Origin of the sequence: Hydrocarboniphaga effusa AP103 (genome assembly GCF_000271305.1) — a bacterium.
Taxonomy (GTDB): Bacteria; Pseudomonadota; Gammaproteobacteria; order Nevskiales; family Nevskiaceae; genus Hydrocarboniphaga; species Hydrocarboniphaga effusa.
Genome location: NZ_AKGD01000001.1, coordinates 1,372,364 through 1,398,322 on the forward strand (window position 1 = coordinate 1,372,364; position 25,959 = coordinate 1,398,322).

Here is a 25,959-nt window from a genome sequence, read left to right on the forward strand (position 1 = left end):
TCAGGCTCCCGCCGCCCCTTCGTCCGATCATGCCGTCGCTCGCGCGCCTCCGTCATCGCCGCCGCTTCATCCTGCTCGCCGCCTTGCTGTTGAGCGCCTGCGCCAGCCACCCCGAGCCTGTCACGCCACCCGCCGAGCCACCGCCGATGGTCGCGGTCAAGCCGCGGGTCGGCATCGCGCTCGGCGGCGGCGCGGCGCGCGGCTTCGCGCACGTGGGCGTGCTCAAGATGCTCGAATCGCAGGGCATCGTGCCCGACCTCGTCGTCGGCACCAGCGCCGGCAGCGTGGTCGGTGCGCTCTACGCGGCCGGCCACGGCGGTTTCGAACTGCAGGAAATGACCTTCGACCTCGACCGCGCCGCCTTCGCGGACTGGCAGTTCTTCGGTCGCGGCCTGCTGCGCGGCGAGGCGCTGCAGAAGTTCATCAACGACAAGGTCGGCAACCGGCCGATCGAATCGCTCGACAAACCCTTCGCGGCCGTGGCGGCGAAGCTGCGCACGGGCGAAGGCGTGCTGTTCACACGCGGTGACGTCGGCCAGGCAGTGCGCGCCTCGTCTGCGATTCCGGGCATCTTCGTCTCGCCGGTCATCAGCGGAGAGGAATACGTCGACGGCGGCACCGTGAGCCCGGTTCCGGTCAGCTACGCCCGGCGCATGGGCGCGGAGATCGTCATCGCGGTCGACATCAGTCAGCCGGTCGCCGAAGTGCCCAGCAACAGCTCGCTGGCCGCGGTGCTCAAGGCCTTCGACATCATGGGCAATGCGCTGAAGGCCAACGAGCTGCCGACGGCGGATGTGATCATCGCGCCGAACGTCAAAGGCCTGGCGACGACCAGCTTCGAAACCAAGCAGAAGGCGATTCTCGAAGGGGAGCGCGCCGCGCTCGCGGCGGTGCCGAAGATTCGCGAACTCATCGCGCAGAAGACGCGCATGATGCCGGCGGACCAAGTGCCCGCGCCGCTCAAGCCGGGCTCGGCAAACTAGGGCCCGTGAACGCTCCGGTCGTCCCCGCAGCACTGGAACGCGCCGTTTGGTTCGAGGCCTCGCTGCGCAAGATCGCCGGGCGCGAGCTCAAGAGCGGCAACCGGCTCACGCTGCTGCTCGACGGCCCGCAGGCGCACGAGGCGCAGTTGCGCGCGATCGCAAACGCGCAGCATCACGTGCATCTGGAAACCTACCTGCTGACCGACGACGATCTCGGCACGCGCTACGGCGAGGTGCTGCAGCAGCGCGCCCGCGCCGGAGTGAAAGTGCGGCTGATGCTCGATGGACTCGGCGCTTCGGGCGCGGGCGACGAGTATCGCGATGCGCTGCGCGAGGCCGGTGTCGAGCTGCGCGAGTTCAACAGCATCAACCCGTTCAAGAACCCGCGGGTCTGGCGCATGACCCGGCGCTCGCATCGCAAGACGCTGATCGTCGACGGCCGCGTGGCGTTCACGGGCGGCGTCAACATCACCGACGAATACCGGCGCTCACCGGACGATCCGACGCCCGCCGTCGGCAGCGAGCGCGGCTGGCGCGATACGCAGGTGATGCTCGAAGGCCCGGCGGTGGCCGAGTTCCAGCAGATGTTCCTGATGTACTGGGCACGCCTCGGCGCGCTGCGCGACGAAGACGGCTGCTATTGCAGCGAGCCGATCGCCGACGCACAGGCGCGGGTTTGCGCGATCACCGACCAGGGCGAGGATTTCGTCGATCACCTGATCACCGATGCACCGCCGTCGCACCTGATGCAGTTGCGGCCGAAATACCGTGTCGAGCCGCGCATCTATCACGCCTATCTGTCGGCGATCCGGCTCGCACGCGAGCGCATCTGGATCACGCAGGCCTACTTCGCACCGAACGGCAGGCTGATCCGCGCACTCGCGGCAGCCGCGCGTCGCGGGCTCGACGTGCGGCTGCTGCTGCCGGGCGCCAGCGACGTGCCGCTGGTGCACTACGCGGGCCGTCGACGCTACGCGCGGCTGCTCAAGGCCGGCGTGCGCATCTGGGAATACCAGCAGGCGATGCTGCACGCCAAGACCGCCGTCATCGATGGCGTCTGGGCCACCGTGGGCTCCGCCAACCTCGACTATCGCAGCCTGTTTCACAACGACGAAGCCAACGCCTTCATCGTCGATGCGAGCTTCGCGCAGGAGCTCGAACGCGTGTTCGAGCACGACTTGCGGCATGCCGGCGAAATCCGGCTCGCGCAGTGGAAACGGCGCGGCTGGTTCGATCGCCTGATGGAGCTGTTCGCGGGCTCCATCAAGCGCCTGCTCTAGGGCCGATCAGCGGCTGGAGACCGCCTCGCCGCGAATGCCCGCGATGCGCTTGGCTTCCTTGAAATGCTTCTCGCACGCCGCTTCGTTGCCGCTCTGCGCGCTTTCGACGGCCAGCGAGATCGAGCGTTGCGCCTTCTCTTTCTTCACTTGGCTGGAGAGCTTGGAAATATCCGATTCGACGGCCTGGGCCGAGGACACGCAATCGGCGAACGCGGGCAGCGAAGCCAGACCGAGCGCGGACGCCAAGAGCACGAGCGAGAGCTGCTTTTTCATGTGATGAACTCCGTAATGAGTCTTGGAAAGTCAGGATGAAGCTGCGTAGCGCCCCACCGCCAAGCCCAAAAATCATCCGGGCGCGCGCATGAAGCACAGCTGACGAGGTGCCCAAGCGCGCGTCGGCACAGTGAAACTACCGGCTCTCGATGCGCGCTCGATGCGCGCTCGATGCGCGCTCGATGCGCAACCGAATCGTCATTCCGCTGTCACCGGCCTGTCGCAAAGCCGACCTACCGTTCGCGGTTCTTCGATACACGATCGAATTCCAGGAACGGGAGTTTTTTGATGAAGAAGTACGCTCTGTCGCTGGCCGCGATGCTGTTCGCTGCCGGCCTTTCCGCATGCTCGGGTGATGATGGTTCCGACGGTGCGACCGGCCCGGCTGGCGAAGACGGCGCCGTCGGCGAGCCCGGCACCAACAGCGTGCTGATCGAGCTGAGCCTGCTCGGCCGCTACGTGTCGGGCCTGACCGAAGAAAGCGCCGCCGAAATCGTCACCTACGATCCAGCCACCAAACGCCTGTTCGTGGTCAACGCGGCCGAAGTGAGCATCGACGTGCTCGATGCGGCCAATCCCAGCGCGCCGGCCAAGCTCGGCAGCATCCAGTCCGAAGGCGGCAGCGCGAACAGCGTGGCGGTGTCGGGCGGCATCGTCGCGGTGGCGATCCAGGCCGGCACCAAGACCGACAACGGCAAGGTCGAGTTCTACAACTCGAGTTCGCTCGCCAAGCTCGGCGAAGTGGCGGTGGGCGCCCTGCCCGACATGCTCACCTTCACGCCGGACGGCAAGGCCGTGCTGGTCGCCAACGAGGGCGAACCCGACGCAGGCTATGCGGTCGACCCGGTCGGCTCGATCAGCGTGATCGATCTGCGCGCCGGCGTCGCCGCGGCCACCGTGAAGACGCTCGGCTTCGAGGCCTACAACGACAGGGCCGACGAGCTTCGCGCCAAGGGCGTGCGCATCTACGGCCCGGGCTCCAGCGTCGCGCAGGATCTGGAGCCGGAGTACATCGCCATTTCGCCGGACGGCAAGACCGCCTGGGCCACGCTGCAGGAAGCCAACGCAGCCGCGGTGATCGACCTCAGCGACATCGCCAGCCCGACGCTCGTCGACATCCGTCCGTTCGGCCTCAAGGATCACTCGATCATCGGCAACGAACTCGATGCCAGCGATCGCGACGGCCGCATCAACATTCGCAACTGGCCGGTGAAGGGCCTTTATCAGCCCGACGCGATCGCCGCCTACGACTTCAACGGCAAGACCTACTACGTCACCGCCAACGAAGGCGACGACCGCAACGACTTCATCCCGGGCGAAGAAACCAAGCGTGTGAAGGCCGCCGCGCTCGACGCGACGATCTTTCCCGATGCGGCCACGCTCAAGCTCGACGCCAACCTTGGCCGCCTGACCATCACCCCGTACGGCGCGAAAACCAATGCGGCCGGCGAGCTGCAGGAGCTGCTGGTGCTCGGCGGCCGCTCGTTCAGCATCTGGAATTCGGACGGCGCGCAGGTATATGACAGCGGATCGGAATTCGAGCGCATCGTCGCGCAGCGCAATCCGGGCTTCTTCAATGCGAGCAACGACAACAACAACTTCGACGACCGCAGCGACAACAAGGGTCCGGAGCCGGAAGGGGTCGCGCTCGGCAAGATCGGCGGCCACACGTTCGCGTTCATCGGCCTCGAGCGCATCGGCGGCGTCATGGTCTACGACGTCAGCAACCCGCAGAACGCACGCTTCGTGCAGTACCTCAACACGCGCGATTTCACCAAGCTGGCCAGCGATCCCACGGCCGGTGACGTCGGCCCTGAAGGCCTGCACTTCATCCCGGCCGACAACAGCCCCAACGGCAAGCCGATGCTGGCGGTCGGCAACGAAGTCAGCGGCACGACCTCGCTGTTCCAGATCGACGTGGTCGAGCTGAAGTAAGCCTCGAAGCGTTGCGCTCGCAACAACGGAAAAAGCGCCTGCATCCGGCCCGCGAAGGCGGGATGCAGGCGCTTTTCGTTCGGCCTACGAGCAGCCTTCGACGTACATCACCTGCGGCATCAGGCCGATGCGCCAGGCGATGACCTTGCCCTGCGCATCGGTCTCGAACAGCAGGCGCTTGTCGCCGCCCTGCGGGGGCGTGACGACCAGATACTGCGCGCCTTCGACGTACTTGTGCGGCATCGCCTCGACGTGTCCGGCGTAAGCCTTGAGCACTTCGTCCGCGCTCGCGCCGACCTTGAGCCCGCCGGGCGCCAGATATTGATCGACGTCCACCACGTAGCGCACCAGTTTCTTGTCTTCGAGCATGAAGACGATGCGATACGTCGATCCGATCCTGGGCTCCGGAATCAGCAGGCGGCAGCTGTCCTGGTCAGTGCCCGTGATCTTCAAGGGCCTACCCCAGGATTGGCGAACGGATTCTTCGTCGTCGCCGAAATGCGCAGGCCCGAAGCCTTCGAACCCGATCGGGGCGGTTTCGGCGAACGATGCGGGTGCATCAGCAGGCGAACCGGGGACCGCCTGAGTCTGCGGACTTTCGGCCGTCGGAGGCTGCGAGGCAGGCCCCGGTGCGATGGAGCCGGGTTCGCTTTGCTGCTTGCATGAAGCCAGCAGCGCGAAGGCGATGCCTGAAAGCAGGCGCATTGAATTCGGCATGGGCTTATCTCGCTGGATCCAAGAACCAGCGCATAGTGTTCCCTGGGGCAGCGATTGGCTGCTGAACGAACGGCGCCGGCTTGCATGAGACAGGAAGGCCGCAGACCGGCCTTCCTGTGACTCACGCGAACGTCACCACTGCGTCGGCTTGGGATTGCGCTCGTCGAAATCCATCTGGTGCCAGTAGGGATAGATCGGCGCGCGTCGGCTCACCGCATCGAGCTTGGCGATCTGCTCGACGCTGAGCTTCCAGCCGATCGCACCGAGGTTCTGGCGCAGCTGCTCTTCGTTGCGCGCTCCGATCACCAGCGAGCTCACACTCGGGCGCTGCAGCAGCCAGTTCAGCGCGACCTGCGGCACGCTCTTGCCGGTTTCTTCGGCGAGTTGATCGAGCACGTCCACGACCTTGTACAAGTGCTCGTCCTCGACCGCCGGACCGCCTACTGCCCCGCCCTGGGCGATGCGCCCGCTACCGACGCTGTCGCGGCGAATCTTGCCGGTCAGGCGGCCCCAGCCGAGCGGGCTCCAGACCATCGTGCCGAGACCTTGATCGAGCGCGAGCGGCATGAGCTCCCACTCGTACTCGCGATGCAGCAGCGAGTAATAGCCTTGGTAACTCACGTAACGCGCCAAGCCGTCGCGCTCGCTCGTCGCGAGTGCCTTCATGACGTGCCAGCCCGAGTAATTCGAGCAGCCGATGTAGCGAATCTTGCCCGCGGTGATCAGATCGTCGAGCGCACGCAGCTGCTCTTCGACCGGCGTGAGCGCGTCGAAGCCGTGCATGAAGTACAGATCGATATGGTCGGTACCGAGCCGCTCGAGGCTGGCTTCGCAGGCACGGATCAGGTTGTAGCGCGACGAGCCCTTGTCGTTCGGCGACGGGCCGGTCGTGAACGTGCCCTTGCTCGCGATCAGCACTCGATCGCGGCGGCCCTTGATGGCTTGGCCGAGAATCTGTTCGGAAGCGCCCGCCGAGTAGATGTTGGCAGTGTCGAAGAAATTGAGCCCGGATTCGAGGCAGACGTCGACGAGCCGCGTTGCCTCCTTGACGTCCGATGCGCCCCACTTCTTGAAGAGCTCGCCGACGCCGCCGAAAGTGCCGGTGCCGAAACACAGCGCGGGGACTTTGAGCCCCGAGCGTCCAAGCTGGCGAAATTCCATTTCAGATCTCCACGGTTTCCAGGGCTTCGTAGGACTTGCGTAGCCAGACTTTGGTTCGCTGGCGTTCGAGCAGACCCAGGCCCGTGTGGCTCCGGTCTTCGCTGTTGGCTGCGGCCCAGAAGCTGATGCTGCGCGCATCGATCTTGGTCATCGCCGCTTCGTGCAGGCGTGGGATCTCGATGATCGTCGCGCCCAGCGCGGTGGCGCGTTCGCGCAGGCCGGATCGCTCGAAGATCGCGAAGTCGTCGCCGCGCGCCGCGTTGAGCACGATCACCAGCGGCAGCTGGTTGCCGAATCGGTCGAGCCAGCGCGCGAGCAGGTCCACCGAATCGCGTCCCGAATCCATCACGTGCCAATAGCGGATCGACAGGCCCAGCTCCTCGCTGAGTTCGATCACGCCGGATTCGTCGAGCCAGCGCACCAGCGGCTCGTGCGTCTGCGCCGCGAGATCCACCAGGATGCGGCGATCGGGTTCTTCGGCGGCGGCTTCGAGCACCGCGTCCAGGCTCTCGAAGCGATCGATGGCTACCGGCGAGGCATAGCCGGAATAGAAGCGCAGCAGCGCCCCGTGCGAGCGATCGGAGTCGAAACCCAGGAAAGGCTGCTTGCGATCGATCAGGTATTGCGCCAGCAGGCGCGCGAGCAGCGACTTGCCGACTCCGCCCTTTTCGCCGCCGATGAAGTGAACCGTTGCCATCAAAAACTCCGCATGAAAGGGGCCTCGCCCCGGTTTGGAGCGGCAGGCTACCGTATCCGGCCGAGACGTTCGGCTACGCACTCGACGGAGCCCCCGGCGATTCGCGCACAATGCACCGCAGAATCACCCGCGTGCGCGCCTGATAATCGCCTGAAACCTCACACGGGACGAGCGTCCATGAGCACCTCCAGTCCACGCAGGGCCATCGTCACCGGCGGCACCGGCGCCATCGGCAGCGAAATCTGCCGGCAGCTCGCCGCGGCGGGCCTGCGTGTGGTCGCCATCGGCCATCCGTCCGACAGCGAGCGGCTGCCGGCCTGGCGCGATTCGCTCGGGGATCCCGCGGCCCGCATCGACGCCGAACTTGGCGACCTGGCCGACGCGGCCTCGGCGCAGGCCGCGATGCAGGCGGCGATCGCGCGGCTCGGCGGCGTCGACGTGCTGGTCAACGCGGCCGGCATCACGCGCGATGCGCGCTTCGCGAAGATGTCGCTCGAGCAATGGCGCGCGGTGATCGCGAGCAATCTCGACAGCGTGTTCCACTGCTGCAAGGCGGTGTTCGAGGCCATGTGCGCCCAGCGGTACGGACGCATCGTCAACATCGCCTCGGTCAACGGCCAGAAAGGCCAGTTCGGCCAGGCCAACTACTCGGCCGCTAAGGCCGGCATGCACGGCTTCTCGATGGCGCTCGCGCAGGAAGGCGCGCGCTACGGCGTCACCGTCAACACGGTTTCGCCGGGCTACGTGCGCACGCCGATGACCGCCGCGATCAAGCCCGAAGCGCTCGCCGCCGTGCTCGCCCAGGTGCCGGTCGGCCGCATGGCCGAGCCGTCCGAGATCGCGCGCGCCGTGCGCTTTCTCGCCGACGAGGACGCGGGCTACATCACCGGCGCGAACCTGCCGGTCAATGGCGGGCTGTTCATGTCGGCGTAGGGGCTCGCGGCGTTGACGCGAATAATGCTCGGGCGGATGATCCTGCGCCCCAGCTGCCCCGCCGCCACGCGCCGCCCCTAAAAATCCATGAGCCAGGCTCCCGTCCCGCCCGTTCCCGCGACCTCCGTCGAGGCGATCGAACGGGCGCTGGCGGTCGATGGCCACGTGTTCGTCGAAGCGCCCGCGATGCGCCGGCTGCTCGAAGCCGCGGGCCCGCTGAGCGATTGGGCCGCGTTCACCGCGAGCTGGGACGACATGCCGGTGGACGCCTTCATGGCCGACGGCGGGCGCTATAGGCGTCGCCGCTACGCGGTGTTCGCGGCCGATGCCGTCGGCATCGAGCGGCAGCCGCACCAGCCGCACTACCAGGGGCTCGAATACAACCGTCTCAATGGCGGCGTGGCGCGCTGGTTCGAGCCGGTGGCGGACGCGATTGCGCAAGGTCCGAGCCTGCAGGCTGCGCTGCGCTGCTGCCACGCGCTGTTCGGCAAGCTCGCGCCGCAGGCCAGGCGCTGGCACGTCGAGCTGCATCAGTTCCGCATCGAGGCGATTCCGGGCGAGAGCGGCAAACCGACGCCCGAGGGCAAGCATCGCGACGGCGTCGATTACGTACTCGTGCTGCTGATCCGGCGCATCAACATTGCCAGCGGCACCACCACGATCCACTCGCCCGACGATCGCGATCTGGGCAGCTTCACGCTCACGCATCCGTTCGACGCCACCTTGATCGACGATCATCGCGTCTTTCACGGCGTGACCCCGGTGCAGCCGATCGATCCGGCAAAGCCGGCGTATCGCGACGTGCTCGTGGTGACCTTCCGCGCGATCGCGGACTGAACGGCCTCGGGCTCAGGCCGAGAGCACCTGCCGCACTTTCGCCGCCAGCCCGTCGATGCTGAAGGGCTTGCTGATCATCGCCATTCCGGCTTCGGAAAACCCGGCTTCGCGCGCGGCGCTTTCCGCGTAGCCGGTGATGAACAGCACCTTCAGATCGGGCCGCTTCTGCCTCGCGATCTCGGCGATCTGGCGGCCGTTCAGGCCCGGCAGGCCGACATCGGTCGCGAGCAGGTCCACCGCCTGCCGTTCGAGAACCTCCAGCGCTTCTTCGCCGTTCTCGGCTTTGAGCACGCGATAGCCGAGTTCGCCGAGGATCTTGGCCGCGAGATCACGCAGATCAGCGTTGTCCTCGACCAGCAGGATGGTCTCGGCCGCCGAGGTCTGCAGCGCATGAGCGGCGAGCGGGCTCGGCGATTCCAGCCGCGTGACGGCCGACGAACGCGTGCCCGGCAGCAACAGGTACACAGTGGTGCCGCGGCCGACTTCGGTGTCGATCTGCACATGGCCGCCGAGCTGCTTGACGAAGCCATAGATCATCGAAAGCCCGAGCCCGGTGCCCTGCCCGAGCGGCTTGGTGGTGAAGAACGGATCGAAGATCTTGTCGACGATGTCCGCGGCGACGCCGGTGCCGCTGTCCTGCACGCTCAGCGCCAGGTACTCGCCGGGTGTGAGCCCGGCGTTGCGCGCGCAATAGTCCGCATCGGCGAGCAAGCGCTGCGTGCGGATGCGCAGCCGCCCGCCTTCGGGCATTGCGTCGCGTGCGTTGATGACGAGGTTGAGCAGCGCGCTCTCGAGCTGGTTGTGATCGGCGAGCGCCCGGCCGCTGTCGCTCGCCAGCTCGGTGCTCACCGCGATCGACGAGCCCAGCGTGCGCTCGATCATTTCCTGCATCGAGCGGATCAGCTCGTTGACGTCGATCGCGCGGATGTCGAGCGCCTGGCGGCGGCCGAACGCGAGCAGGCGCTGCGTCAGCGAGGCCGCGCGCTGCACCGAGCTCATCGCGGTTTCGAGAAAGCGCCGAACCTCGTCCGCGCGCGCGCGTTCGGCGAGCTGCAGCGAGGCCAGGATGCTCGCGAGCAGGTTGTTGAAGTCGTGCGCGATGCCGCCCGTGAGCAGGCCGATGGCTTCCATCTTCTGTGCCTGGCGCAACTGCGCCTGCGCATCGAGCAGCCGGGTTTCGGCGAGTTTCTGCGAGGTGACGTCGCGCGCGGTGGCGTAGATCTGATCGCCGTCGAGCACGGCCGACCAAGCGAGCCAGCGGTACTGGCCGTCCTTGCTCCTGAAGCGGTTTTCGAGCAGCGACAGCGCCTGCCCACCGCCGGTCTGCACGCGCGCACGCTGGGTTCTCTCGCGATCGTCCGGGTGCTCGAGCCACTCCGAGGTCTTGCCGAGCAACTCCTCGTCGTCGTAGCCGAGCATCCGCTTCCAGGCCGGATTGACCTCCAGGAAACGCCCCTCGCGGTCGGCGACCAGCGCCAGATCCTGCGTCACGCTCCACAGACGATCGCGCTCGCGCGTGCGCAGCGCCACCTGCGCTTCGAGCTGCTGCCGAAGGCTCGCCTGCAGCTCGCGCGCGGCGATGATGTCCTGGATGTCGGTCGAGGTGCCGAACCAGTGCGCGACGCGGCCGTCGCTGCCGAGCACCGGCAGGCCGCGCGTCTTGAACCAGCGGTATTCTCCATCGTAACGGCGGATGCGGTAGTCGACGTCGTAGTCGTGCGCGCCCGCGAGCGCCCCGGCGCGATGCCTGGCGGCCTGCTCGCGATCGTCGGGATGCACGAGCTCGATCCAGCGCGTGCCGAGCTGCTCTTCGACCGGCACGCCGGTGTATTCGAGCCACTGGCGGCTCAGGTAGTCGCAGCGGCCGTCGGGCAGGCAGGTCCAGACCAGCTGCGGCAGTGTCTCGACCACGAGCCGGAAGCGCGATTCGGATTCGCGCAAAGCCACTTCGGCCGCGCGCTGGTCGGTCAGATCGATGACGGCGACGCCGAGGCCCTCCTCGGTGGGGAACACGCGCAGATCGAGCCAGCGTCCGGGACGCGTCAGCGAACCCATCTCGAGACGCTTGGGTCGGCGCGTCTGCAACACGCGCCTGAACAGCGATTCGATCATGCTGCCGGCGGTCTCGGGCATCGCCTCGACGAGCCTGCGGCCAAGCACCTCGCCGCGCGAGCGCCGCGTGAAGCGCTCCGCGGCCGCATTGAAGAACGTGAAGCGCAAATCCTGGTCGAGCGCGTAGAAGATATCGCCGATGCCATCGAGAATCGCGGCCTGCTGGCGCTGCGCCTCGATGAGCTGCTCGCCGGTGCGCCGCTGCTCGTCGAGCATGTTGCGCAGGCGCGCCTCGCTCGCCGCGAGCCGGCGCTCGGTGAGCTGCGAGACCGAAGTTTCGGTGACGATGCAGAGCACGCCGATCACGCCGCGCTGTCCGTCTTCGACCGGGCTGTAATCGACGTTGAGCCAGACGTCTTCGGCAACGCCATTGCGATAGAGCACCAGATGCTCGTTGCGCAACGAATGGGTTTTCCCGGCCTGAACGCTGGCGAGAATCGCGCGATTGAGCTCAGCCACTTCGGGCCAGCCTTCGAACACCGATACGCCGAGCAGCCGCCCGTGCCGGGCACCCGCGATCGGGATGTAGGCGTCGTTGTAGATCATGATCGCATCGGGGCCCCACCAGCTCATCATCGCGGCCGGCGAGCGCAGGCTCAGTTCGACCACGGTGCGCATCGAGGTGGGCCAGCCGTCCATCGGACCGAGACCGCTGCAGCTCCAGTCGTGCGCCTGGATCTGGCGCGCCATCTCCGCGTGCTGCTTGCTCGCCTGAGCGATGGCCATGAGGAACGGGCTGGAACGGGTCTGCGACGGGCCTTCATTATGCCGTCGGTTGGAACGCCTTAGGCTCACGCACATGATCGATCTGGCCGCCGTCGAGTCCTGGTTCAGCCGCCGCGGCTGGCACATCGCCGATTTCCAGCGTTCGGCCTGGGCCGCCTACGCGGCGGGCGAATCGGGGCTGATCCATTCGTCCACCGGCAGCGGCAAGACCCTGGCCGCGTGGATCGGCGCGCTACTGCAGGCCGATGGCGAGCACGAGCCGCTGCGCCTGCTCTGGATCACGCCGATGCGCGCGCTGGCGGCCGACACCACGGCGGGCCTGCAGCGTGCGGCCGAGGAACTCGGCTGCGGTTGGACCGTGGAGCTGCGCACCGGCGACACCGGCAGCGCGGCGCGTGCGCGCCAGCGCAAGCGGCTGCCGCAGGCGCTCGTGACCACGCCCGAATCGCTGTCCCTGCTGCTCTCGTATGCCGATTTGATTGCGCAGTTCGCCGGTCTGTCGGCGGTGATCGTCGACGAATGGCACGAGCTGCTCGGAACCAAGCGCGGCGTGCAGACCGAGCTGTGCCTGTCACGGCTGCGCGCGCTCGCGCCGGCGCTGCGCGTCTGGGGCCTGTCGGCGACGCTCGGCAATCTCGACGAGGCCGCGCGCGTACTCGTCGGCCCGCAGCGCGAGGCGCGCCTGATCGCGGGCGAGCAACGCAAGACGGTGCGCATCGACACGGTGATTCCGCCGAAGGTCGAGCGCATGGCCTGGGCCGGGCATCTGGGTCTGCCGCAGCTGCCGCAGGTGGTCGCCGAGCTCGAACGCGCGGGCACCTCGCTGGTGTTCACCAACACGCGCTCGCAGGCCGAGCGCTGGTTCACGGCGCTGCAGGAGGCGCGCCCCGACTGGCCGATGGCCCTGCATCACGGCTCGCTCGACACCACGCTGCGCCGCGAAGTCGAGCAGGGCCTGCGCGACGGCAGCCTGCGCGCAGTGGTGGCGACCTCGAGCCTCGATCTGGGCGTCGACTTCGGGCCGGTCGAGCAGGTGCTGCAGATCGGCGGCCCCAAGGGCGTGGCGCGACTGCTGCAACGCGCGGGCCGCAGCGGACATCGGCCCGGCGCGGCCAGCCGCATCGTCTGCGTGCCGACGCTGGCGCTCGAACTCGCCGAGTTCGCTGCCGCGCGCCTGGCCGCGCAGCGCGGACACATCGAAGCACGCCGGCCCTTGCGCAACAGCCTCGACGTGCTCGCCCAGCACGTCGTCACGCTCGCGCTCACCGCCCGCCTGAGCGCCGACGAAATCCGCACGCAGATCGCCGGCACGCACGCCTACGAGCGGTTGTCCGATGCCGAATGGCGCTGGGTACTCGACTTCGTCATGCGCGGCGGCCCGGCGCTCGCGGCGTATCCGCAGTACCGCAAGGTGGTCGAGCGCGACGGCCTGCTGCACGTCGACGACGCCACGCTCGCCAAGCGCCATCGGCTCGCGGTCGGCACCATCGTCTCCGACAACATGGTGCGCGTGCGCTACCTGCGCGGGCCCTCGCTCGGCAGCGTCGAAGAGAGCTTCGTCGCCCGGCTCAAGCCCGGCGACGGCTTCACGTTCGCGGGGCGTCGGCTGAGCCTGATCCGCGTACGCGACATGACGGCCTACGTGCGCGCCGAAGCCGGTACGCAGATGATCCCGCGCTGGATGGGCGGCCGCATGCCGCTGTCGTCCGAGCTCGCCGAAACGCTGACCGAAGTGCTCGCCGGAGCGCTCGGCGATCAGCCGGCGGCCGCCGAGCTGCAGGCGCTCGCACCGCTGCTCGGCGTGCAGCGGCGCTGGTCGCGCCTGCCCGCGCCGGGACGCCTGCTGATCGAGCGCGCGCGCTCGCGCGAAGGCCAGCACTGGTTCGTCTATCCGATGGCCGGACGCCACGTGCACGAAGGCCTTTCGGCGCTGCTGGCCTGGCGCCTGGCGCAACGCGCGCCGCTCACCTGCAGCTTCTCGGTCAACGACTACGGCTTCGAACTGGTTTCACGCGAGCTGCCGGAGCTCGATGCCGCCAGCCTGCATGTGCTGCTGTCGCCCGACGATCTGGCTCGCGATCTGCCCGCGAGCCTGAATGCCTCGGAGATGGCGCGCCGCCGCTTTCGCGAGATCGCGCGCATCGCCGGCCTGGTGTTCGAAGGCTATCCGGGCGCCGGCAAGAGCGTGAAGCAGGTGCAGGTCTCGAGTGGCCTGATCTACGACGTGCTGACGCGCTACGACGAGGGCAACCTGCTCACGCGACAGGCCTTGATCGAAGCGCTCGAACAGCAGCTCGACTACCGGCGCCTGGCCGAAACGCTCGTCCGCCTGCGCGATTCGGCGTTCGACATCGTCGACGTCGAACGCTTCACCCCGCTCGCGTTTCCGCTGTGGGCCGACCGGCTCAACAGCCACCAGATTTCGAGCGAAGCCCTGCAGCAGCGCATCGCGCGCATGCTCGAACAGATCGAGACGGCGGCGCACGAATCGGCATCGCCCAAGCGCCGCAAGGCCCGCGCTTGAAGACGCTGGCTTGGCGCATCGCGGGCGAAGACCTGCTGCTCGACAGCGAGCGCGCCGTGTACTGGCCACGCGAGAAAACCGTGATCGTCGCCGACGTGCATCTCGGCAAGGGCAGCGTGTTCCGTCGTTCGGGCATCGCGGTGCCGACCGGATCCACACTGCACGACCTGCAACGGCTGTCCGCGCTGATCGAGCGGCATGCAGCTCGGCGACTGCTCGTGCTCGGCGACCTGTTCCATGCGCGGCTCGACGACGGCGAAGCCTGGCATGCGCAATTCGATGCGTTCCGCCGGCAGCACGCGGCGCTGCGCATCGAGATCGTGCAAGGCAATCACGACGAGCGCAGCGGCGTCCCGCCGCGTTGGCGACTGGACTGGCTCAACGCACCGCAAGTCGAGGCGCCGTTCGCGCTCATGCACGATGCGGCGCCCTCGCCGCTCGGCCACGCGCTCGGCGGTCACGTGCATCCGGTATTCAAGCTGCAAACGCGCCGCGAGCGCCTGCGGCTGCCGGTGTTCTGGCTACGCGAATCGCTCACGGTGCTGCCTTCGTTCGGCGTCTTCACGGGTGGCTGGGAAGTGCAGCCGGCTGCGGGCGATCGGCTCGTCGCCGCGAGTGCGGACGGGCTCGCGATCGTTCGTTGAGCATGGCGGCTTACGCGGCGTGCCGCATCGCAGCTCAAGCCACGATACGAGCGCCTCGCTCCGCGAGCAATGCTCGCAGCAGCGAGCGATGACAGCGCGCCTCATCCTCGCAATAACAGCCGACCGAAAAATCGCTGCCGTGCGACAAGGCCGCGAGTAGATCGAGCGAGCGACTGTTGTCGGGCGTCGCCATCTGGGTCCGATACGCCTTGGCGAAACGAGTCCACTCGGCGTCCGTACCCGCAGCACGCCCCGCCTGCATGAGTTCCGCACTCGGCGCCAGATTCGGATACCAGACGTCGTACCAGTTCAACGATGCGAATTGGGATTTCGGCACGCCGCGCGGCGGACGACGCACGGTGCCGATGCGCAGGCCTTCGCCCGCCGTCCTCTCGCTACCCAATCGCACGATTCGAATCGCCATGCTCACTCTCTCTATACGAAACGGTCGATGCCCCGCACGAGCAGGTTCGCCAACCGCTTCTGCTTGAGCTGATCGAGCCACCAGTCGAGTGCCCGGCCCTGGTGGTCTCCGCGCCAAGCGACGTAGAGCAGGTTCGGCTCACGCGGATCGGCGACGGCTTTCTCGATCAGCTCGCCGCGCTTCAGCAGCGAGGCGACGCGCGCCCGTGGCAGCCAGCCCACGCCCAACCCATCGCGCTGGGCCAGGATTTTCTCGCGCATGCCCGGTACCGCAAGCGTGGCCTGGCCTCCGAGCACCCCATAGCGGCGCCCGTCGATGTGCCGCGAAGAGTCGGCAACCACCACCGAGCGATGCACTGCGATCGCTTCGCGTTCGAGCGGCTCCCTGGCGCTGGCGAGTGCATGCCGCGGCGAAACCGCGAACACCCAATCCATGACGCCGAGTTCGAACCAGCGCAGCGTCGGAATCACCGGCGGCTCGTTGGTCGCTCCGATGACCAGATCGGCACGCCCATCGCGCAGGGCCTCCCAAGTACCGCCAAGCACTTCGTGCGTGAGCCGCAGCGTGACGCCCGAATTCAGCGCGTCGAAACGGCGGATCGACGGCAGCAGCAGATCGAATTCGACGATCTCGTCGCTGACGATCCAAAGCCGGTCTTCCCAACCACCGGCGACCTGCTTCACGCGACGCGTAAGACGAGAAACATCCTGCTGCAGGCGCGCCGCTTCGATCGCCAGCAACTGGCCCGCCGGCGTGAGTTGCAGGCGGTAGCGACGGCGATCGAACAGCAGCGCATCGAAGCGCGCTTCGAGCTGTCGGGCGGCGTGCGAAATCGTCGAGGGAGCCTTGGCCAGCCGTGCGGCTGCGCGCGACAGGCTGCCGGTTTCGCGAATCGCTTCGAGCAGGGCCAGTTCATCGGCCGACAACATGTTCGACTCCTTCGCACGTGTTCGTCGAAATTGTAATACGGCAGACGCCCTCGGGATCGCCAAGATGGCCTCACGGTCATCGCCGACCAGCCATTTTCCCAGGAGCATCACCATGGCACGTTTCGACAACAAATCGGTTCTCGTCACCGGCGGCACCAGCGGCATCGGTCTCGGCAGCGCACAGGCATTCATCGATGCGGGTGCTCGCGTCGTTTTCACGGGCCGTGACGCCGGCACACTCGACCGTGTGCAGAAGCAGCTCGGCGACCGCGCGATCGGCCTGCAGAACGACAGCGGACGCATCGCCGATGCGCAAGCGCTTGCCGAACAGCTCACGCACCGCGGCATCATGCTCGATGCGGTATTCATCAACGCCGGAGCGGCCAAGTTCGGCGCGCTCGCCGACATCACCGAGGCTCAGTGGGACACGAGCTTCGATGCCAACGTCAAGGGCGCCTTCTTCCAGATACAGGCCCTTGCCCCGCTGCTGAACCCGGGCGCTTCCATCGTGCTCAACGGTTCGATCAACGCGCACATCGGCATGCCGGGTTCGTCGGTCTACGCGGCGAGCAAGGCAGCGCTGATCTCGCTCGCCAAGACGCTGTCGGCCGAACTGCTTCCGCGCGGCATTCGGGTCAACGTCATCAGCCCCGGCCCGGTCTGGACTCCGCTACATGCGCAATTCGGCAGCGAGGGCAACGCGCAGGTCCAGAGCCGGATTCCGCTGGGCCGCTTCGGCAAGGTAGAGGAGATCGCCGCGACGGTGCTTCATCTGGCCTCGCCCGAATCGGGCTTCATCGTCGGTGCCGAGATCATCGCCGACGGCGGCATGAGCACGCTGTGATCGCAGCAACGCAAGAGGGCGACGGCAGGCTGCAATCTGCCGCCGCTCTTTTCCATGGAACAGCGTCGCCGGATTTTTCAACCGCCTCGAAACGCGGGCCTATGCGGCGCAGCTGACGGCAAGATTCTTGTAGTAGACGACGGTGTCGCAGTAAGCGCCGTCGGGCAGCAGCGCATAGTCCGGAATGCGCCCGCAACGCTGCCAGCCCTGGCGAACGTACAGGCGCTCGGCTGCATCGCTCGCGGTATCGAGCACGAGCAGGCTTTTCCCCGCCGCCCGCGCACCCTGTTCGGCCGCGATCAGCAGTGCCTCGCCGACACCGTGACGACGCGCCTTGCGATGCACGAGCATCTTCGCGAGATCGGCCCGGTGCGGCTGGTTCTCGGGCAGGCCGAGCACGATCTGCGCGGTTCCGACGATCTCGCCGCTCGCATCTTCCGCGACGAACACGAGCCGCTCGCCACGCTCGAGCGCTTGCGCCGTACTGCCCCAGAACGCCTGTGCCTTGGCCTGCGTCATCGGCCACATGAAGCTCACCGAAGCGCCGCCTTCGACGCAGTCGACGAGCACCTCGCACAGGCCGCGCAGCTCGCGCTCGCCGATGCTCGACAGGCTGCGGATGCGGATCGCGCTCATCTCATTTCCTCGCATTGAACGGCAGCTCGCCCGCGATCACGACGATGTAGTGCGCCGGCTTGCGCGTGCGGTTATGGAATCGCACGGGCTGGTCGAGCGCCATCGCGAGGCAGTCGCCTTCTTCGAGCGTGTGCGTGCGCGTCCCGAGCGTGACCTCGATGCGTCCCTGCTGCACCCAGATCTGCTGATGCACGCCGTCGTGCGCGTTTTCGTAGGCCACGCTCGCGCCGGCCGGAAACTTCACCTCGACGATGCGGATCGGCGACGGATACCCGGGCGGCGAGATGTTGCAGCGCCGATAGCCCGACTGCGGATCGCGCCAGCTGCTGCGTTCGGCCGCTTTCGACACCGGGCTCGATTCGGCCGCCGGCTCGTCGTCGAACAAGGCGGCGAGCGTGACGCCGAGGCCGCTCGCGATCTTTTCGAGCACCACGGCGGTCGGGCTGCTTTCGCCGCGTTCGACGAGCGACAGCATCGAGCGGCTGACCTCGCTGCGCGTCGCGAGCGCCTCGAGCGTGAGCCCGCGCTGGGCTCGCAGGGCGCGCACGCGGGCGGCGATGCGCGAGTTGATGTCGCTCGCGGCGGCGGATTCGTCCTTCATGGTGGAATCAATTTCCACCAAACTGGATTTGACGTCAAGCTCGGCTCCTGTGCCGCGCGCGGATCAGTCGATGAACAGCATCGCCGGATGTTCGAGCAGCGCCTTGATGCGCTGGATGAACGAGGCCGCATCGAAGCCGTCGACGATGCGGTGATCGAACGAGGACGACAGGTTCATCATCGAGCGCACGACGACCTGGCCCTGGCGCACGACCGGACGTTCGACCATCGCGTTGACGCCGACGATGGCGACTTCCGGCGCGTTGATGACCGGCGTCGTGACGATGCCGCCGAGCTTGCCCAGGCTCGTGATCGTGATCGTGGAGCCCGACAGTTCCTGTCGTGTGGCCTTGCCGCTGCGCGCCGCTTCGGCCACGCGTGCGACTTCCTTGGCGGACTGCCACAGATCGAGACGCTGCGCCGCATGCACGACCGGCACGACGAGCCCGTTCGGCGTCTGCGTGGCGATGCCGACGTGCACGGCCGAATGGCGCGAAACGATGCCGGCTTCGTCGTCGTAGGTCGCGTTGATCTGCGGAAATTCGGGCAGCGTCCGCACGAGCGCGCGTATCAGGAAGGGCAACATCGTGAGCTTGCCGCGTGTCTTGCCATGCTGCTCGTTGAGATGCTGGCGCAGCGCTTCGAGCTCGGTGACGTCCACTTCCTCGACATAGGCGAAATGCGGAATGCGCCGGACCGAGCGCTCCATCGCCTCGGCGATCTTGCGGCGCAGGCCGATGATCTTGATCCGCTCGATGCGATCGGGCTCGTCATCCGCGCGTGCAGTGGATTTTGCGACCGGCGCAAGGGCCTGAGCCTGCAGATCTTCGAGCAGGATGCGACCCGAAGGTCCGCTGCCACGGATACGATGCAGGTCGAGGCCCATTTCGCGGGCACGCAAGCGCACCGAAGGCGCTGCGGCCGGACGCGCTTCGTAGTAGCCGTCGTCGGTCTCGGGCGCTCTGCGCTCTCCTTCGGGGCGCGAAGCTTTGCCCTCTCGCTCCGGGAGAGGGTGGCGCGCAGCGCCGGGTGAGGGACTCGCAGTTGAGCGCGGCGCTGAAGATCCCTCACCCCCGGCCCCCCTCCCGGAGCGAGAGGGGAGAGAAGCCGTATCGGTGTCGATGCGATGCGCGCTCATCTCGATCGTCACCAGCAGCCCACCGACCGCCACCTTGTCGCCGACCGCCGCATGCAGCTTGACGACCTTGCCCGCGACCGGAGACGGAATCTCGACCGCGGCCTTGTCGGTCAGCATGTCGACGAGCCGCTGATCCTCTTCGATCTGATCGCCCTCGGCGACATGCCAGGCCGCGACTTCGGATTCGGCTATGCCTTCGCCGATATCGGGCAGCTTGAACTGGAACGTGGCCATCAGTCCTCCATTGCCTTATGCAAGGCCTTGGCGACGCGCTTGGGCCCCGGGAAGTAATCCCACTCGAAGGCATGCGGGTACGGCGTGTCCCAACCGGTGACGCGCGCGATCGGCGACTTGAGGTAGTAGAAGCAGTTTTCCTGGATCAGCGAGACGAGCTCCGCACCGAAGCCGCAGGTGCGCGTGGCCTCGTGCACGACGACGCAGCGGCCGGTCTTGCTCACCGACGCGACGATCGCGTCGAGATCGAGCGGCAGCAGGCTCCGCAAGTCGATCACTTCCGCATCGATGCCGGACTCGATGACAGCCGCGAGCACAACGTGAACCATGGTGCCGTAGGCGAGCACGGTCAGCGCATCGCCCTCGCGCACGGTCTTGGCCTTGCCGAGTTCGATGCGGTAGTAATCGTCGGGCACCTCGCCGAGTTCGTGCTTGCTCCACGGCGTCAGCGGCTTGTCGTGATGACCGTCGAAAGGCCCGTTGTAGATGCGCTTGGGCTCGAAGAACACGACCGGATCATCGTCCTCGATCGCGGCGATCAGCAGGCCCTTGGCGTCGTAGGGGTTGCTCGGCATCACCGTCTTGAGCCCGCAGACGTGTGTGAAGATCGCCTCGGGCGACTGGCTGTGCGTCTGCCCGCCGAAGATGCCGCCGCCGCACGGCGTGCGCACGGTCAGGGGCGCCGTGAAGCCTCCGGCCGAGCGATAGCGCAGACGCGCGGCCTCGGAGACGAGCTGGTCGAAAGCCGGATAGATGTAATCCGCGAATTGAATCTCGACGACCGGCCGCAAGCCGTAAACGCCCATGCCGACCGCGGTTCCGAGGATGCCGCCTTCGGCGATCGGCGCGTCGAAGCAGCGACGCTTGCCGTATTTCTTCTGCAGGCCCGCGGTGCAGCGGAACACGCCGCCGAAATAGCCGACGTCCTCGCCGAAGATCACCACCTTTTCGTCGCGGCCCATCATCGTATCGAGCGCCGAGTTGATCGCCTGGATCATGTTCATGCGTGACATGGCGATCAATCCTCCCTTTCGAGAGAGCGGAATTCTTCGAGCTGCCGCTGCAGATGCGGCGGCATCTGCTTGAACACGTCCTCGAACATGGTTTCGGGAGAATCGGGCGGCGTGCTCAAGGTGCCGTGGCTTTCGGCTTCCCTGAGCGCCTGCTTGACCTGATCTTCGAGCTCCTTGCCCAAGGCGGCGTGCTGGTCTTCGCTCCATTCGCCGAGCCGGATCAGATGCTGCTTGAGTCGCTCGATCGGATCGCCGAGCGGCCAGAGCTTCCATTCGTTCTCGGGTCGATAGGCGGAAGGATCGTCGCTCGTCGAATGCGGAGCCGCGCGATAGGTGTAGAGCTCGATCACGGTCGCGCCGTGATTGTGGCGCGCGCGCTCGGCGGCCCATTGCGTGGCCGCGTAGACGGCAAGGAAATCGTTGCCGTCCACGCGAATCGCCGGCAGGCCGTAGCCCACGGCGCGCGCGGCGAAGGTGGTCTGCTCGCCGCCGGCCATGCCCTGGAACGTCGAGATCGCCCATTGGTTGTTGACGACGTTGAGGATCACCGGCGCGCGGTACACCGCCGCGAAGGTCAGCGCGTAATGGAAATCGGCCTCGGCCGTGGTGCCGTCACCGACCCAGCCTGCGGCGATGCGGTGATCGCCCGAGTACGCCGAGGCCATCGCCCAGCCGACGGCCTGCGGAAACTGCGTGCCGAGATTGCCCGAGACCGAGAAAAAGCCGACTTCGGGCACCGAGTACATCACCGGCAGCTGGCGGCCCTTGATGCGGTCCTTCGTGTTGCTGAAGATCTGGCACATCATGTCGACGAGCGACCAGTCGCGCGCGATCAGCAGGCCCTGCTGTCGATAGCTCGGAAACAGCATGTCGTCCGGGGCGAGCGCATACGACTGCGCCACCGCAACCGCTTCCTCGCCGGTGCTCTTGATGTAGAAGCTGGTCTTGCCGATGCGCTGCTGACGGACCATGCGCTCGTCGTAGACGCGCGTGAGCAGCATGTGGCGCAGGCCCGAACGCAGGCGATCCGGGGTGAGCCTGGGGTTCCAGTCGCCGACCGCCCGGTGCTCGTCGTCGAGCACGCGGATCAGCGAGTAGGCGTAATCGCGCAGCTCCGACGCCGGCGCATCGACGGCCGGTCTGGCGAGGCCGCCGGCCGGCGGGATCCGGATCGCGCTGAAATCGACCGAATCGCCGGGCCTGCAGGCCGGCTCCGGTATGTGCAGCTCGAGTCGTGGCTTCATCCTTTGGCCCTCTCATCCTTGTCGAAGCAGTGTTCAGAATCGGCTTTTCAGCGGGTTATATCGGTTTCCTCCATCGAGCGGCAGAAGCTTTTTGCTGACCGACGTGAGCGCTACGGCTGACGCAGATCGTTGAGGCGCGTGCGCACGAAGATCATGTGCCCGGCCGCGACCTCGCGTGCATGCGCCGCATCGCGCGCGAGGATCGCGTCGAGCAGCGCCCGATGCTGCTGTCGAAGCGCGCCGGCGGTCTGCGAGTTCGGCGCCAATCCCGCGATGCTCAGCTGCACGTGTTCGTGCAGCAGCTTGAGCAGCGAGGCCATCAGCGACGAATAGACCGGGTTGTGCGTCGCATCGGCGATCGCAGTATGGAACGCCACGTCGCTACCGATCTGCTGGCGTCGATCCGATGTCGAATAGGCCGCGTCGACCGCCGCTTCGGCCCGGATCAGCCGCTCGCGGTCCCGCTGGTCGTAGCGCTGCGCCGCGAGCTCCGCCGTACTGCACTCGAGCATGGTGCGGAACTCGGTGAGGTTCTCCTGCAGGCGCGGATCGCGTTGCGCCATGTCGGACCAGATCTCGGCCATGCGCTGATCGGCCCGATCGTTGATGTAGGTGCCGTCGCCCTGGCGGCGCGTGAGCAGGCCGCGCGCGACGAGCAGGCCGATGCCCTCGCGCACGCTCGCCCGCGACAGGCCGAAGCGTTCCGCGAGCTCGCGCTCGGGCGGCAATCGGCCCTCGAAGCGACGTTCGAGAATGGCGCGTTCGAGTTGCTGGGCAACCTGTTCGCTGCGGCGTTCGGGTATGGCACTCATCGAGGAACCCATCTCAATCCTGTCTTCCGGCGGCCTGCCGTTTATTGGTCTGACCAATATCACAGTCGGATATCCGGCGACCAGACTGCCTCGTAATAAAACCCATCGTGCGCGGCGCAAGGCACGTCCGTGCTGACAGGAGAAAAGCGGTGAGTTCCCAAGCAGTTCCATTGTCCGTACGCGCGTCCGACGCGCCTCGTCGGCAGGTCTATCTGTTCGCGACCTGCGTGATCGACCTGTTCGCGCCGCAGGCCGGCATCGACGCGGTCGAAGTGCTCGAACGCCTTGGCGTCGACGTCCATTTTCCCGAGCGCCAGACCTGCTGCGGCCAGCCCGGCTACACCACTGGATTTCCGGAAGAAGCGCGCAAGGTGGCGGCGGCGCAGCTCGATCTGTTTCCGCAGCCCTGGCCGATCGTGGTGCCGTCCGGCTCCTGCGGCGGCATGCTCAAGCATCACTGGCCCAAGCTCTTCGCGAACGACGCCAGGCTGTCGGCCAAGGCCGAATCGATCGCGGCACGCACCGTCGAATTCACCGATTACGTCGTCAACACGCTGGGCCTGAACCTGCCGCCGGTCGCCGACGACAAGAAGACGACCGTCGCACTTCACACCTCGTGCAGCGCCCGGCGTGAAATGGGCACGCTCGACATCGGGCGCTCCGCGCTGGCCAAGCTGCCGGGCGTCGAACTCGTGGTGCACGATCACGAGAGCGAATGCTGCGGTTTCGGCGGCACCTTCTCGGTCAAGCATCCCGACATTTCCGCGGCGATGGCGTCGGACAAGCTCGAATCGATCCGTCGCACGCGCTGCGACGGCTTCGTCAGCGCCGACTGCGGTTGCCTGCTCAACCTCAATCTCACGCTCGAAAAGCAGAAGCAGGACAAGCTGCGCGGCGAGCACATCGCCACCTTCATCCGCACGCGCATGGATTGCGCCGGCGGTGGCGCATGAGCGCCTCGAACAGCAGCAAGGCGCGCGACAACATCCTGTCGCGCCTGCGCTCCGCAGAGCCCGGCAAGCTCGTCGGCGCCCCGGACATCGCCTCGTACTATCGCGATCGTCCACAACCGAAGGCGGAAGAATCACGCCGCGAACGCTTCATCCGCAACGCCACGTCCTGGCGCGCCGAAATCGTCGAAGCCAGCGAAAGCGACTGGCCGGGCAAGCTCGTGCAAGTGATCGAGCACAAGCGGCTCGGCAAATTGCTGGTCGGCCGCGACACCACCATCGGCTGGACGCTCAGCGCCCTGCTGCCGCCCGAGCAGCTGTACTGGTACGAGCGCGATCTGGCCGAGATCAAGTCCGATCTGTTCGATCACGTCGACGCCGGCATCAGCACCACCCTCGGCGGCGTCGCCGAAACCGGCAGCCTGCTGCTGTGGCCGACGCCGGCCGAGCCGCGCACGCTGTCGCTGATTCCGCCCGTGCATATCGCGCTGCTGTTCGAAGACCAGATCGTCGAAACGCTGCACGAGGCGATGATGCAGAACCGCTGGTCCGAGCGCATGCCGACCAATCTGCTGATGATCACCGGGCCGTCGAAGACCGCGGACATCCAGCGCATGCTCGTCTACGGCGCGCACGGCCCGAAGGAACTCGTGATCGTGCTCGTCTCACGTCAGGCCAGCCCCAACGGAGAATCGGCATGAACGCTCCCGTCGTCATCGAACGCCCCGGCCCGGCGACGCCCAAGAGCGTCGGCGCAGCGCCAGCGGACACGCACGAGAAGACGCATCGCCCCGAAGACTTCAAGCTGCGCAGCCACGAGTCGGTCAACGATCCGAACCTGCGCAGCAGCTTTCGCGGCGCGATGGATTTTCTCATCGAGCGCCGCGCGGTTCACTTCTCGGATTTCGTTGCGTTCGACCAGCTGCGCAAACTCGGCGAACAAACGCGCCAGCACGCGCTGAACCATCTGCCCGACCTGCTGACGCAGCTCGAAGCCAAGCTCACCGAACTCGGCGTGCACGTGCATTGGGCCGAAACGCCCGAGGATGCCAACCGCATCTTCCTCGACATCGCCAAGGCGCACGACGCCCGCATGATGGTCAAGGGCAAGTCGATGGTCAGCGAGGAGATCGAGCTCAACCATGTGATGGCGGAACACGGCATCGACTGCCTGGAAACCGACATGGGCGAATATATTCTGCAGCTCGACGGCGACCGGCCCAGCCACATCATCATGCCGGCGATTCACAAGACCAAGCAGGATGTCGCCGAGATCTTCCACGAGCACATCGCCGGCGCGCCGCTGACCGACGACGTCAACGAGCTCATCGGCATCGGCCGCAAGGCCCTGCGCGAGAAGTTCGGCGCCTCCAAGATCGGCGTCTCGGGCGTGAACTTCATGGTCGCGGAAACCGGCACCATCGCGCTGGTCGAGAACGAGGGCAACGGCCGGCTCTGCACCTCGGTTCCGGACGTGCACATCGCCATCACCGGGCTCGAGAAAGTGATCGAGAAGCTCGAGCACCTCATTCCGCTCTATGCGCTGCTGCCGAAGTCGGCGACCGGCCAGGCGGTGACGACCTACTTCAACCTGATCACCGGCCCGCGTCGCGCCGGCGAGCGCGACGGCCCGCGCGAAATGCATCTGATACTGCTCGACAACGGGCGCACGCAGGCGTACCGCGAAGAGCGCTTCCGCGCGACCCTGCAGTGCATCCGCTGCGGGGCCTGCATGAACCATTGCCCGGTCTACACGCGCGTCGGCGGCCTGTCGTACGGCACCACGTATCCGGGGCCGATCGGCTCGATCATCTCGCCGCATCTGGTCGGCCTGAAATCGACGCGCGACCTGCCGACGGCTTCGAGCCTCTGCGGTGCCTGCGGCGAAGTCTGCCCGGTCGGCATTCCGATTCCCGAAATGCTCATGAAGCTGCGCGAGGCCGGGCGTCATTCGGTTTCGCAGTCGATGACACCGCCGACCCAGGCGCTCGTCGGACAGGGCGAAGTGCGCCTGCTCGTCGAAGTGCTGGCCTGGAAGGGCTGGCGCCTGCTGTATTCGCACGCTTTGCTGTACCGGCTGTTCGCCTGGTTCGCGCCGCGCCTGCGCTTCCTGACGCCGGCCTGGCAGGGCGGATGGACGCAAAGCCGCGCGCCGCTGAAGCCGGCGCCCAAGTCTTTCCGCGACCGGCTCAAAGAGAGAAACCACTCGCCACGGTAAACTGTCCGAATGACAAGCGGGTCCAAGTCGATCGGACGAGTCATCGTCCCGCCCTCGATCGAGCGGTGCCGAGAACCCGCAGCCAGCATGGAGCA

Annotated in this window: 24 protein-coding genes; 11 read left to right on the top strand and 13 right to left on the bottom strand. The window is 66.8% G+C overall.

Annotated features, from left to right (window positions below):
* Positions 1-29: 29 nt before the first annotated feature.
* Together WQQ_RS06020 and WQQ_RS06025 are read left to right on the top strand one after the other, a co-directional pair.
* Positions 30-983 (top strand): patatin-like phospholipase family protein, encoded by a 954-nt coding sequence (locus WQQ_RS06020; RefSeq protein WP_040453093.1) that lies wholly within the window; start codon positions 30-32, stop codon positions 981-983.
* A 5-nt stretch (positions 984-988) separates the two neighbouring features.
* Positions 989-2,263: a phospholipase D-like domain-containing protein gene (locus tag WQQ_RS06025; RefSeq protein ID WP_007184203.1), complete on the top strand. Its 1,275-nt coding sequence runs from the start codon at positions 989-991 to the stop codon at positions 2,261-2,263.
* Positions 2,264-2,269: 6 nt separating this feature from the next.
* On the opposite strand, the gene WQQ_RS06030 is transcribed toward WQQ_RS06025, so the two are convergent.
* On the bottom strand, positions 2,270-2,536 hold the full coding sequence (locus WQQ_RS06030) for a hypothetical protein (RefSeq protein WP_007184204.1): 267 nt from the start codon (positions 2,534-2,536) through the stop codon (positions 2,270-2,272).
* Between the two features lie 288 nt (positions 2,537-2,824).
* Here WQQ_RS06030 and WQQ_RS06035 point away from each other — a divergent pair, with 288 nt between their 5' ends.
* Positions 2,825-4,471 (top strand): choice-of-anchor I family protein, encoded by a 1,647-nt coding sequence (locus WQQ_RS06035; RefSeq protein ID WP_040453095.1) that lies wholly within the window; start codon positions 2,825-2,827, stop codon positions 4,469-4,471.
* Positions 4,472-4,555: 84 nt separating this feature from the next.
* Here the strand turns inward: WQQ_RS06035 and WQQ_RS06040 are convergent, their stop codons facing one another.
* The 3 genes from WQQ_RS06040 to WQQ_RS06050 form a co-directional block, all read right to left on the bottom strand.
* The gene (locus tag WQQ_RS06040) at positions 4,556-5,188 is read right to left on the bottom strand and encodes a hypothetical protein (protein WP_040453097.1); all 633 of its coding nucleotides are present in this window, start codon (positions 5,186-5,188) and stop codon (positions 4,556-4,558) included.
* A 132-nt stretch (positions 5,189-5,320) separates the two neighbouring features.
* Positions 5,321-6,349, bottom strand: coding sequence for an aldo/keto reductase (locus WQQ_RS06045; RefSeq protein WP_007184207.1), 1,029 nt, complete (start codon positions 6,347-6,349; stop codon positions 5,321-5,323).
* Position 6,350: 1 nt separating this feature from the next.
* Positions 6,351-7,046, bottom strand: a complete 696-nt coding sequence (locus tag WQQ_RS06050) for a P-loop NTPase family protein (protein WP_007184208.1) — start codon at positions 7,044-7,046, stop codon at positions 6,351-6,353.
* Positions 7,047-7,223: 177 nt separating this feature from the next.
* Here WQQ_RS06050 and phbB point away from each other — a divergent pair, with 177 nt between their 5' ends.
* On the top strand, positions 7,224-7,979 hold the full coding sequence (phbB, locus tag WQQ_RS06055) for an acetoacetyl-CoA reductase (protein WP_007184209.1): 756 nt from the start codon (positions 7,224-7,226) through the stop codon (positions 7,977-7,979).
* Between the two features lie 87 nt (positions 7,980-8,066).
* On the top strand, positions 8,067-8,816 hold the full coding sequence (locus WQQ_RS06060; RefSeq protein ID WP_007184210.1) for a 2OG-Fe dioxygenase family protein: 750 nt from the start codon (positions 8,067-8,069) through the stop codon (positions 8,814-8,816).
* A 12-nt stretch (positions 8,817-8,828) separates the two neighbouring features.
* Here the strand turns inward: WQQ_RS06060 and WQQ_RS06065 are convergent, their stop codons facing one another.
* Positions 8,829-11,654, bottom strand: coding sequence for a hybrid sensor histidine kinase/response regulator (locus tag WQQ_RS06065; RefSeq protein ID WP_007184211.1), 2,826 nt, complete (start codon positions 11,652-11,654; stop codon positions 8,829-8,831).
* Between the two features lie 73 nt (positions 11,655-11,727).
* Here WQQ_RS06065 and WQQ_RS06070 point away from each other — a divergent pair, with 73 nt between their 5' ends.
* A complete protein-coding gene (locus tag WQQ_RS06070; RefSeq protein WP_007184212.1) occupies positions 11,728-14,178 on the top strand; it encodes a ligase-associated DNA damage response DEXH box helicase in 2,451 nt (816 codons plus the stop codon).
* Positions 14,175-14,822 carry a ligase-associated DNA damage response endonuclease PdeM gene (gene pdeM, locus WQQ_RS06075; protein WP_007184213.1) on the top strand — a complete coding sequence of 216 codons (648 nt, stop codon included), beginning with the start codon at positions 14,175-14,177 and terminating at the stop codon, positions 14,820-14,822. Before WQQ_RS06070 ends, pdeM begins: the two co-directional genes overlap by 4 nt.
* Positions 14,823-14,856: 34 nt before the next feature.
* Here the strand turns inward: pdeM and WQQ_RS06080 are convergent, their stop codons facing one another.
* Positions 14,857-15,246 carry a DUF488 domain-containing protein gene (locus tag WQQ_RS06080; protein ID WP_040453100.1) on the bottom strand — a complete coding sequence of 130 codons (390 nt, stop codon included), beginning with the start codon at positions 15,244-15,246 and terminating at the stop codon, positions 14,857-14,859.
* Between the two features lie 11 nt (positions 15,247-15,257).
* Positions 15,258-16,175, bottom strand: coding sequence for a LysR family transcriptional regulator (locus tag WQQ_RS06085; RefSeq protein WP_007184215.1), 918 nt, complete (start codon positions 16,173-16,175; stop codon positions 15,258-15,260).
* A 112-nt stretch (positions 16,176-16,287) separates the two neighbouring features.
* Between WQQ_RS06085 and WQQ_RS06090 the strand changes: the two genes are divergently transcribed.
* Positions 16,288-17,019: an SDR family oxidoreductase gene (locus tag WQQ_RS06090; protein WP_007184216.1), complete on the top strand. Its 732-nt coding sequence runs from the start codon at positions 16,288-16,290 to the stop codon at positions 17,017-17,019.
* A 99-nt stretch (positions 17,020-17,118) separates the two neighbouring features.
* Here the strand turns inward: WQQ_RS06090 and WQQ_RS06095 are convergent, their stop codons facing one another.
* The 6 genes from WQQ_RS06095 to WQQ_RS06120 all read right to left on the bottom strand — a co-directional run bounded on the left by WQQ_RS06095 (position 17,119) and on the right by WQQ_RS06120 (position 22,696).
* Complete coding sequence (locus WQQ_RS06095; protein ID WP_040453103.1) at positions 17,119-17,655, bottom strand: GNAT family N-acetyltransferase; 537 nt, start codon at positions 17,653-17,655, stop codon at positions 17,119-17,121.
* Position 17,656: 1 nt separating this feature from the next.
* On the bottom strand, positions 17,657-18,256 hold the full coding sequence (locus tag WQQ_RS06100; RefSeq protein ID WP_007184218.1) for a helix-turn-helix domain-containing protein: 600 nt from the start codon (positions 18,254-18,256) through the stop codon (positions 17,657-17,659).
* Positions 18,257-18,319: 63 nt separating this feature from the next.
* Complete coding sequence (locus WQQ_RS06105) at positions 18,320-19,627, bottom strand: dihydrolipoamide acetyltransferase family protein (RefSeq protein WP_007184219.1); 1,308 nt, start codon at positions 19,625-19,627, stop codon at positions 18,320-18,322.
* Complete coding sequence (locus tag WQQ_RS06110) at positions 19,627-20,640, bottom strand: alpha-ketoacid dehydrogenase subunit beta (RefSeq protein ID WP_007184220.1); 1,014 nt, start codon at positions 20,638-20,640, stop codon at positions 19,627-19,629. The genes WQQ_RS06105 and WQQ_RS06110 overlap by 1 nt, the downstream gene beginning before the upstream one ends.
* Positions 20,641-20,645: 5 nt before the next feature.
* A complete protein-coding gene (locus WQQ_RS06115; protein WP_007184222.1) occupies positions 20,646-21,884 on the bottom strand; it encodes a thiamine pyrophosphate-dependent enzyme in 1,239 nt (412 codons plus the stop codon).
* 110 nt (positions 21,885-21,994) lie between these two features.
* Complete coding sequence (locus WQQ_RS06120) at positions 21,995-22,696, bottom strand: FadR/GntR family transcriptional regulator (protein ID WP_007184223.1); 702 nt, start codon at positions 22,694-22,696, stop codon at positions 21,995-21,997.
* Positions 22,697-22,845: 149 nt separating this feature from the next.
* Between WQQ_RS06120 and WQQ_RS06125 the strand changes: the two genes are divergently transcribed.
* The 3 genes from WQQ_RS06125 to WQQ_RS06135 are packed head-to-tail and all read left to right on the top strand — an operon-like array spanning position 22,846 to position 25,864.
* Entirely contained in the window at positions 22,846-23,649 is an 804-nt protein-coding gene (locus WQQ_RS06125) for a (Fe-S)-binding protein (RefSeq protein WP_007184224.1), read from the top strand.
* Positions 23,646-24,347: a LutC/YkgG family protein gene (locus WQQ_RS06130; protein ID WP_007184225.1), complete on the top strand. Its 702-nt coding sequence runs from the start codon at positions 23,646-23,648 to the stop codon at positions 24,345-24,347. Before WQQ_RS06125 ends, WQQ_RS06130 begins: the two co-directional genes overlap by 4 nt.
* Positions 24,344-25,864 (top strand): LutB/LldF family L-lactate oxidation iron-sulfur protein, encoded by a 1,521-nt coding sequence (locus WQQ_RS06135; protein ID WP_007184226.1) that lies wholly within the window; start codon positions 24,344-24,346, stop codon positions 25,862-25,864. Before WQQ_RS06130 ends, WQQ_RS06135 begins: the two co-directional genes overlap by 4 nt.
* Positions 25,865-25,959: the final 95 nt, after the last annotated feature.

Coding starts and splice junctions, on each gene's coding strand:
- WQQ_RS06110 (WP_007184220.1), bottom strand. CDS start 20,640: ATGTCACGCATGAACATGATCCAGGCGATCAACTCGGCGCTCGATACG.
- WQQ_RS06040 (WP_040453097.1), bottom strand. CDS start 5,188: ATGCCGAATTCAATGCGCCTGCTTTCAGGCATCGCCTTCGCGCTGCTG.
- WQQ_RS06130 (WP_007184225.1), top strand. CDS start 23,646: ATGAGCGCCTCGAACAGCAGCAAGGCGCGCGACAACATCCTGTCGCGC.
- WQQ_RS06105 (WP_007184219.1), bottom strand. CDS start 19,627: ATGGCCACGTTCCAGTTCAAGCTGCCCGATATCGGCGAAGGCATAGCC.
- WQQ_RS06020 (WP_040453093.1), top strand. CDS start 30: ATGCCGTCGCTCGCGCGCCTCCGTCATCGCCGCCGCTTCATCCTGCTC.
- WQQ_RS06095 (WP_040453103.1), bottom strand. CDS start 17,655: ATGAGCGCGATCCGCATCCGCAGCCTGTCGAGCATCGGCGAGCGCGAG.
- WQQ_RS06035 (WP_040453095.1), top strand. CDS start 2,825: ATGAAGAAGTACGCTCTGTCGCTGGCCGCGATGCTGTTCGCTGCCGGC.
- WQQ_RS06085 (WP_007184215.1), bottom strand. CDS start 16,175: ATGTTGTCGGCCGATGAACTGGCCCTGCTCGAAGCGATTCGCGAAACC.
- WQQ_RS06120 (WP_007184223.1), bottom strand. CDS start 22,696: ATGAGTGCCATACCCGAACGCCGCAGCGAACAGGTTGCCCAGCAACTC.
- WQQ_RS06100 (WP_007184218.1), bottom strand. CDS start 18,256: ATGAAGGACGAATCCGCCGCCGCGAGCGACATCAACTCGCGCATCGCC.
- WQQ_RS06045 (WP_007184207.1), bottom strand. CDS start 6,349: ATGGAATTTCGCCAGCTTGGACGCTCGGGGCTCAAAGTCCCCGCGCTG.
- WQQ_RS06060 (WP_007184210.1), top strand. CDS start 8,067: ATGAGCCAGGCTCCCGTCCCGCCCGTTCCCGCGACCTCCGTCGAGGCG.
- WQQ_RS06030 (WP_007184204.1), bottom strand. CDS start 2,536: ATGAAAAAGCAGCTCTCGCTCGTGCTCTTGGCGTCCGCGCTCGGTCTG.
- WQQ_RS06115 (WP_007184222.1), bottom strand. CDS start 21,884: ATGAAGCCACGACTCGAGCTGCACATACCGGAGCCGGCCTGCAGGCCC.
- WQQ_RS06065 (WP_007184211.1), bottom strand. CDS start 11,654: ATGGCCATCGCTCAGGCGAGCAAGCAGCACGCGGAGATGGCGCGCCAG.
- WQQ_RS06090 (WP_007184216.1), top strand. CDS start 16,288: ATGGCACGTTTCGACAACAAATCGGTTCTCGTCACCGGCGGCACCAGC.
- WQQ_RS06080 (WP_040453100.1), bottom strand. CDS start 15,246: ATGGCGATTCGAATCGTGCGATTGGGTAGCGAGAGGACGGCGGGCGAA.
- phbB (WP_007184209.1), top strand. CDS start 7,224: ATGAGCACCTCCAGTCCACGCAGGGCCATCGTCACCGGCGGCACCGGC.
- WQQ_RS06050 (WP_007184208.1), bottom strand. CDS start 7,046: ATGGCAACGGTTCACTTCATCGGCGGCGAAAAGGGCGGAGTCGGCAAG.
- WQQ_RS06070 (WP_007184212.1), top strand. CDS start 11,728: ATGATCGATCTGGCCGCCGTCGAGTCCTGGTTCAGCCGCCGCGGCTGG.
- WQQ_RS06135 (WP_007184226.1), top strand. CDS start 24,344: ATGAACGCTCCCGTCGTCATCGAACGCCCCGGCCCGGCGACGCCCAAG.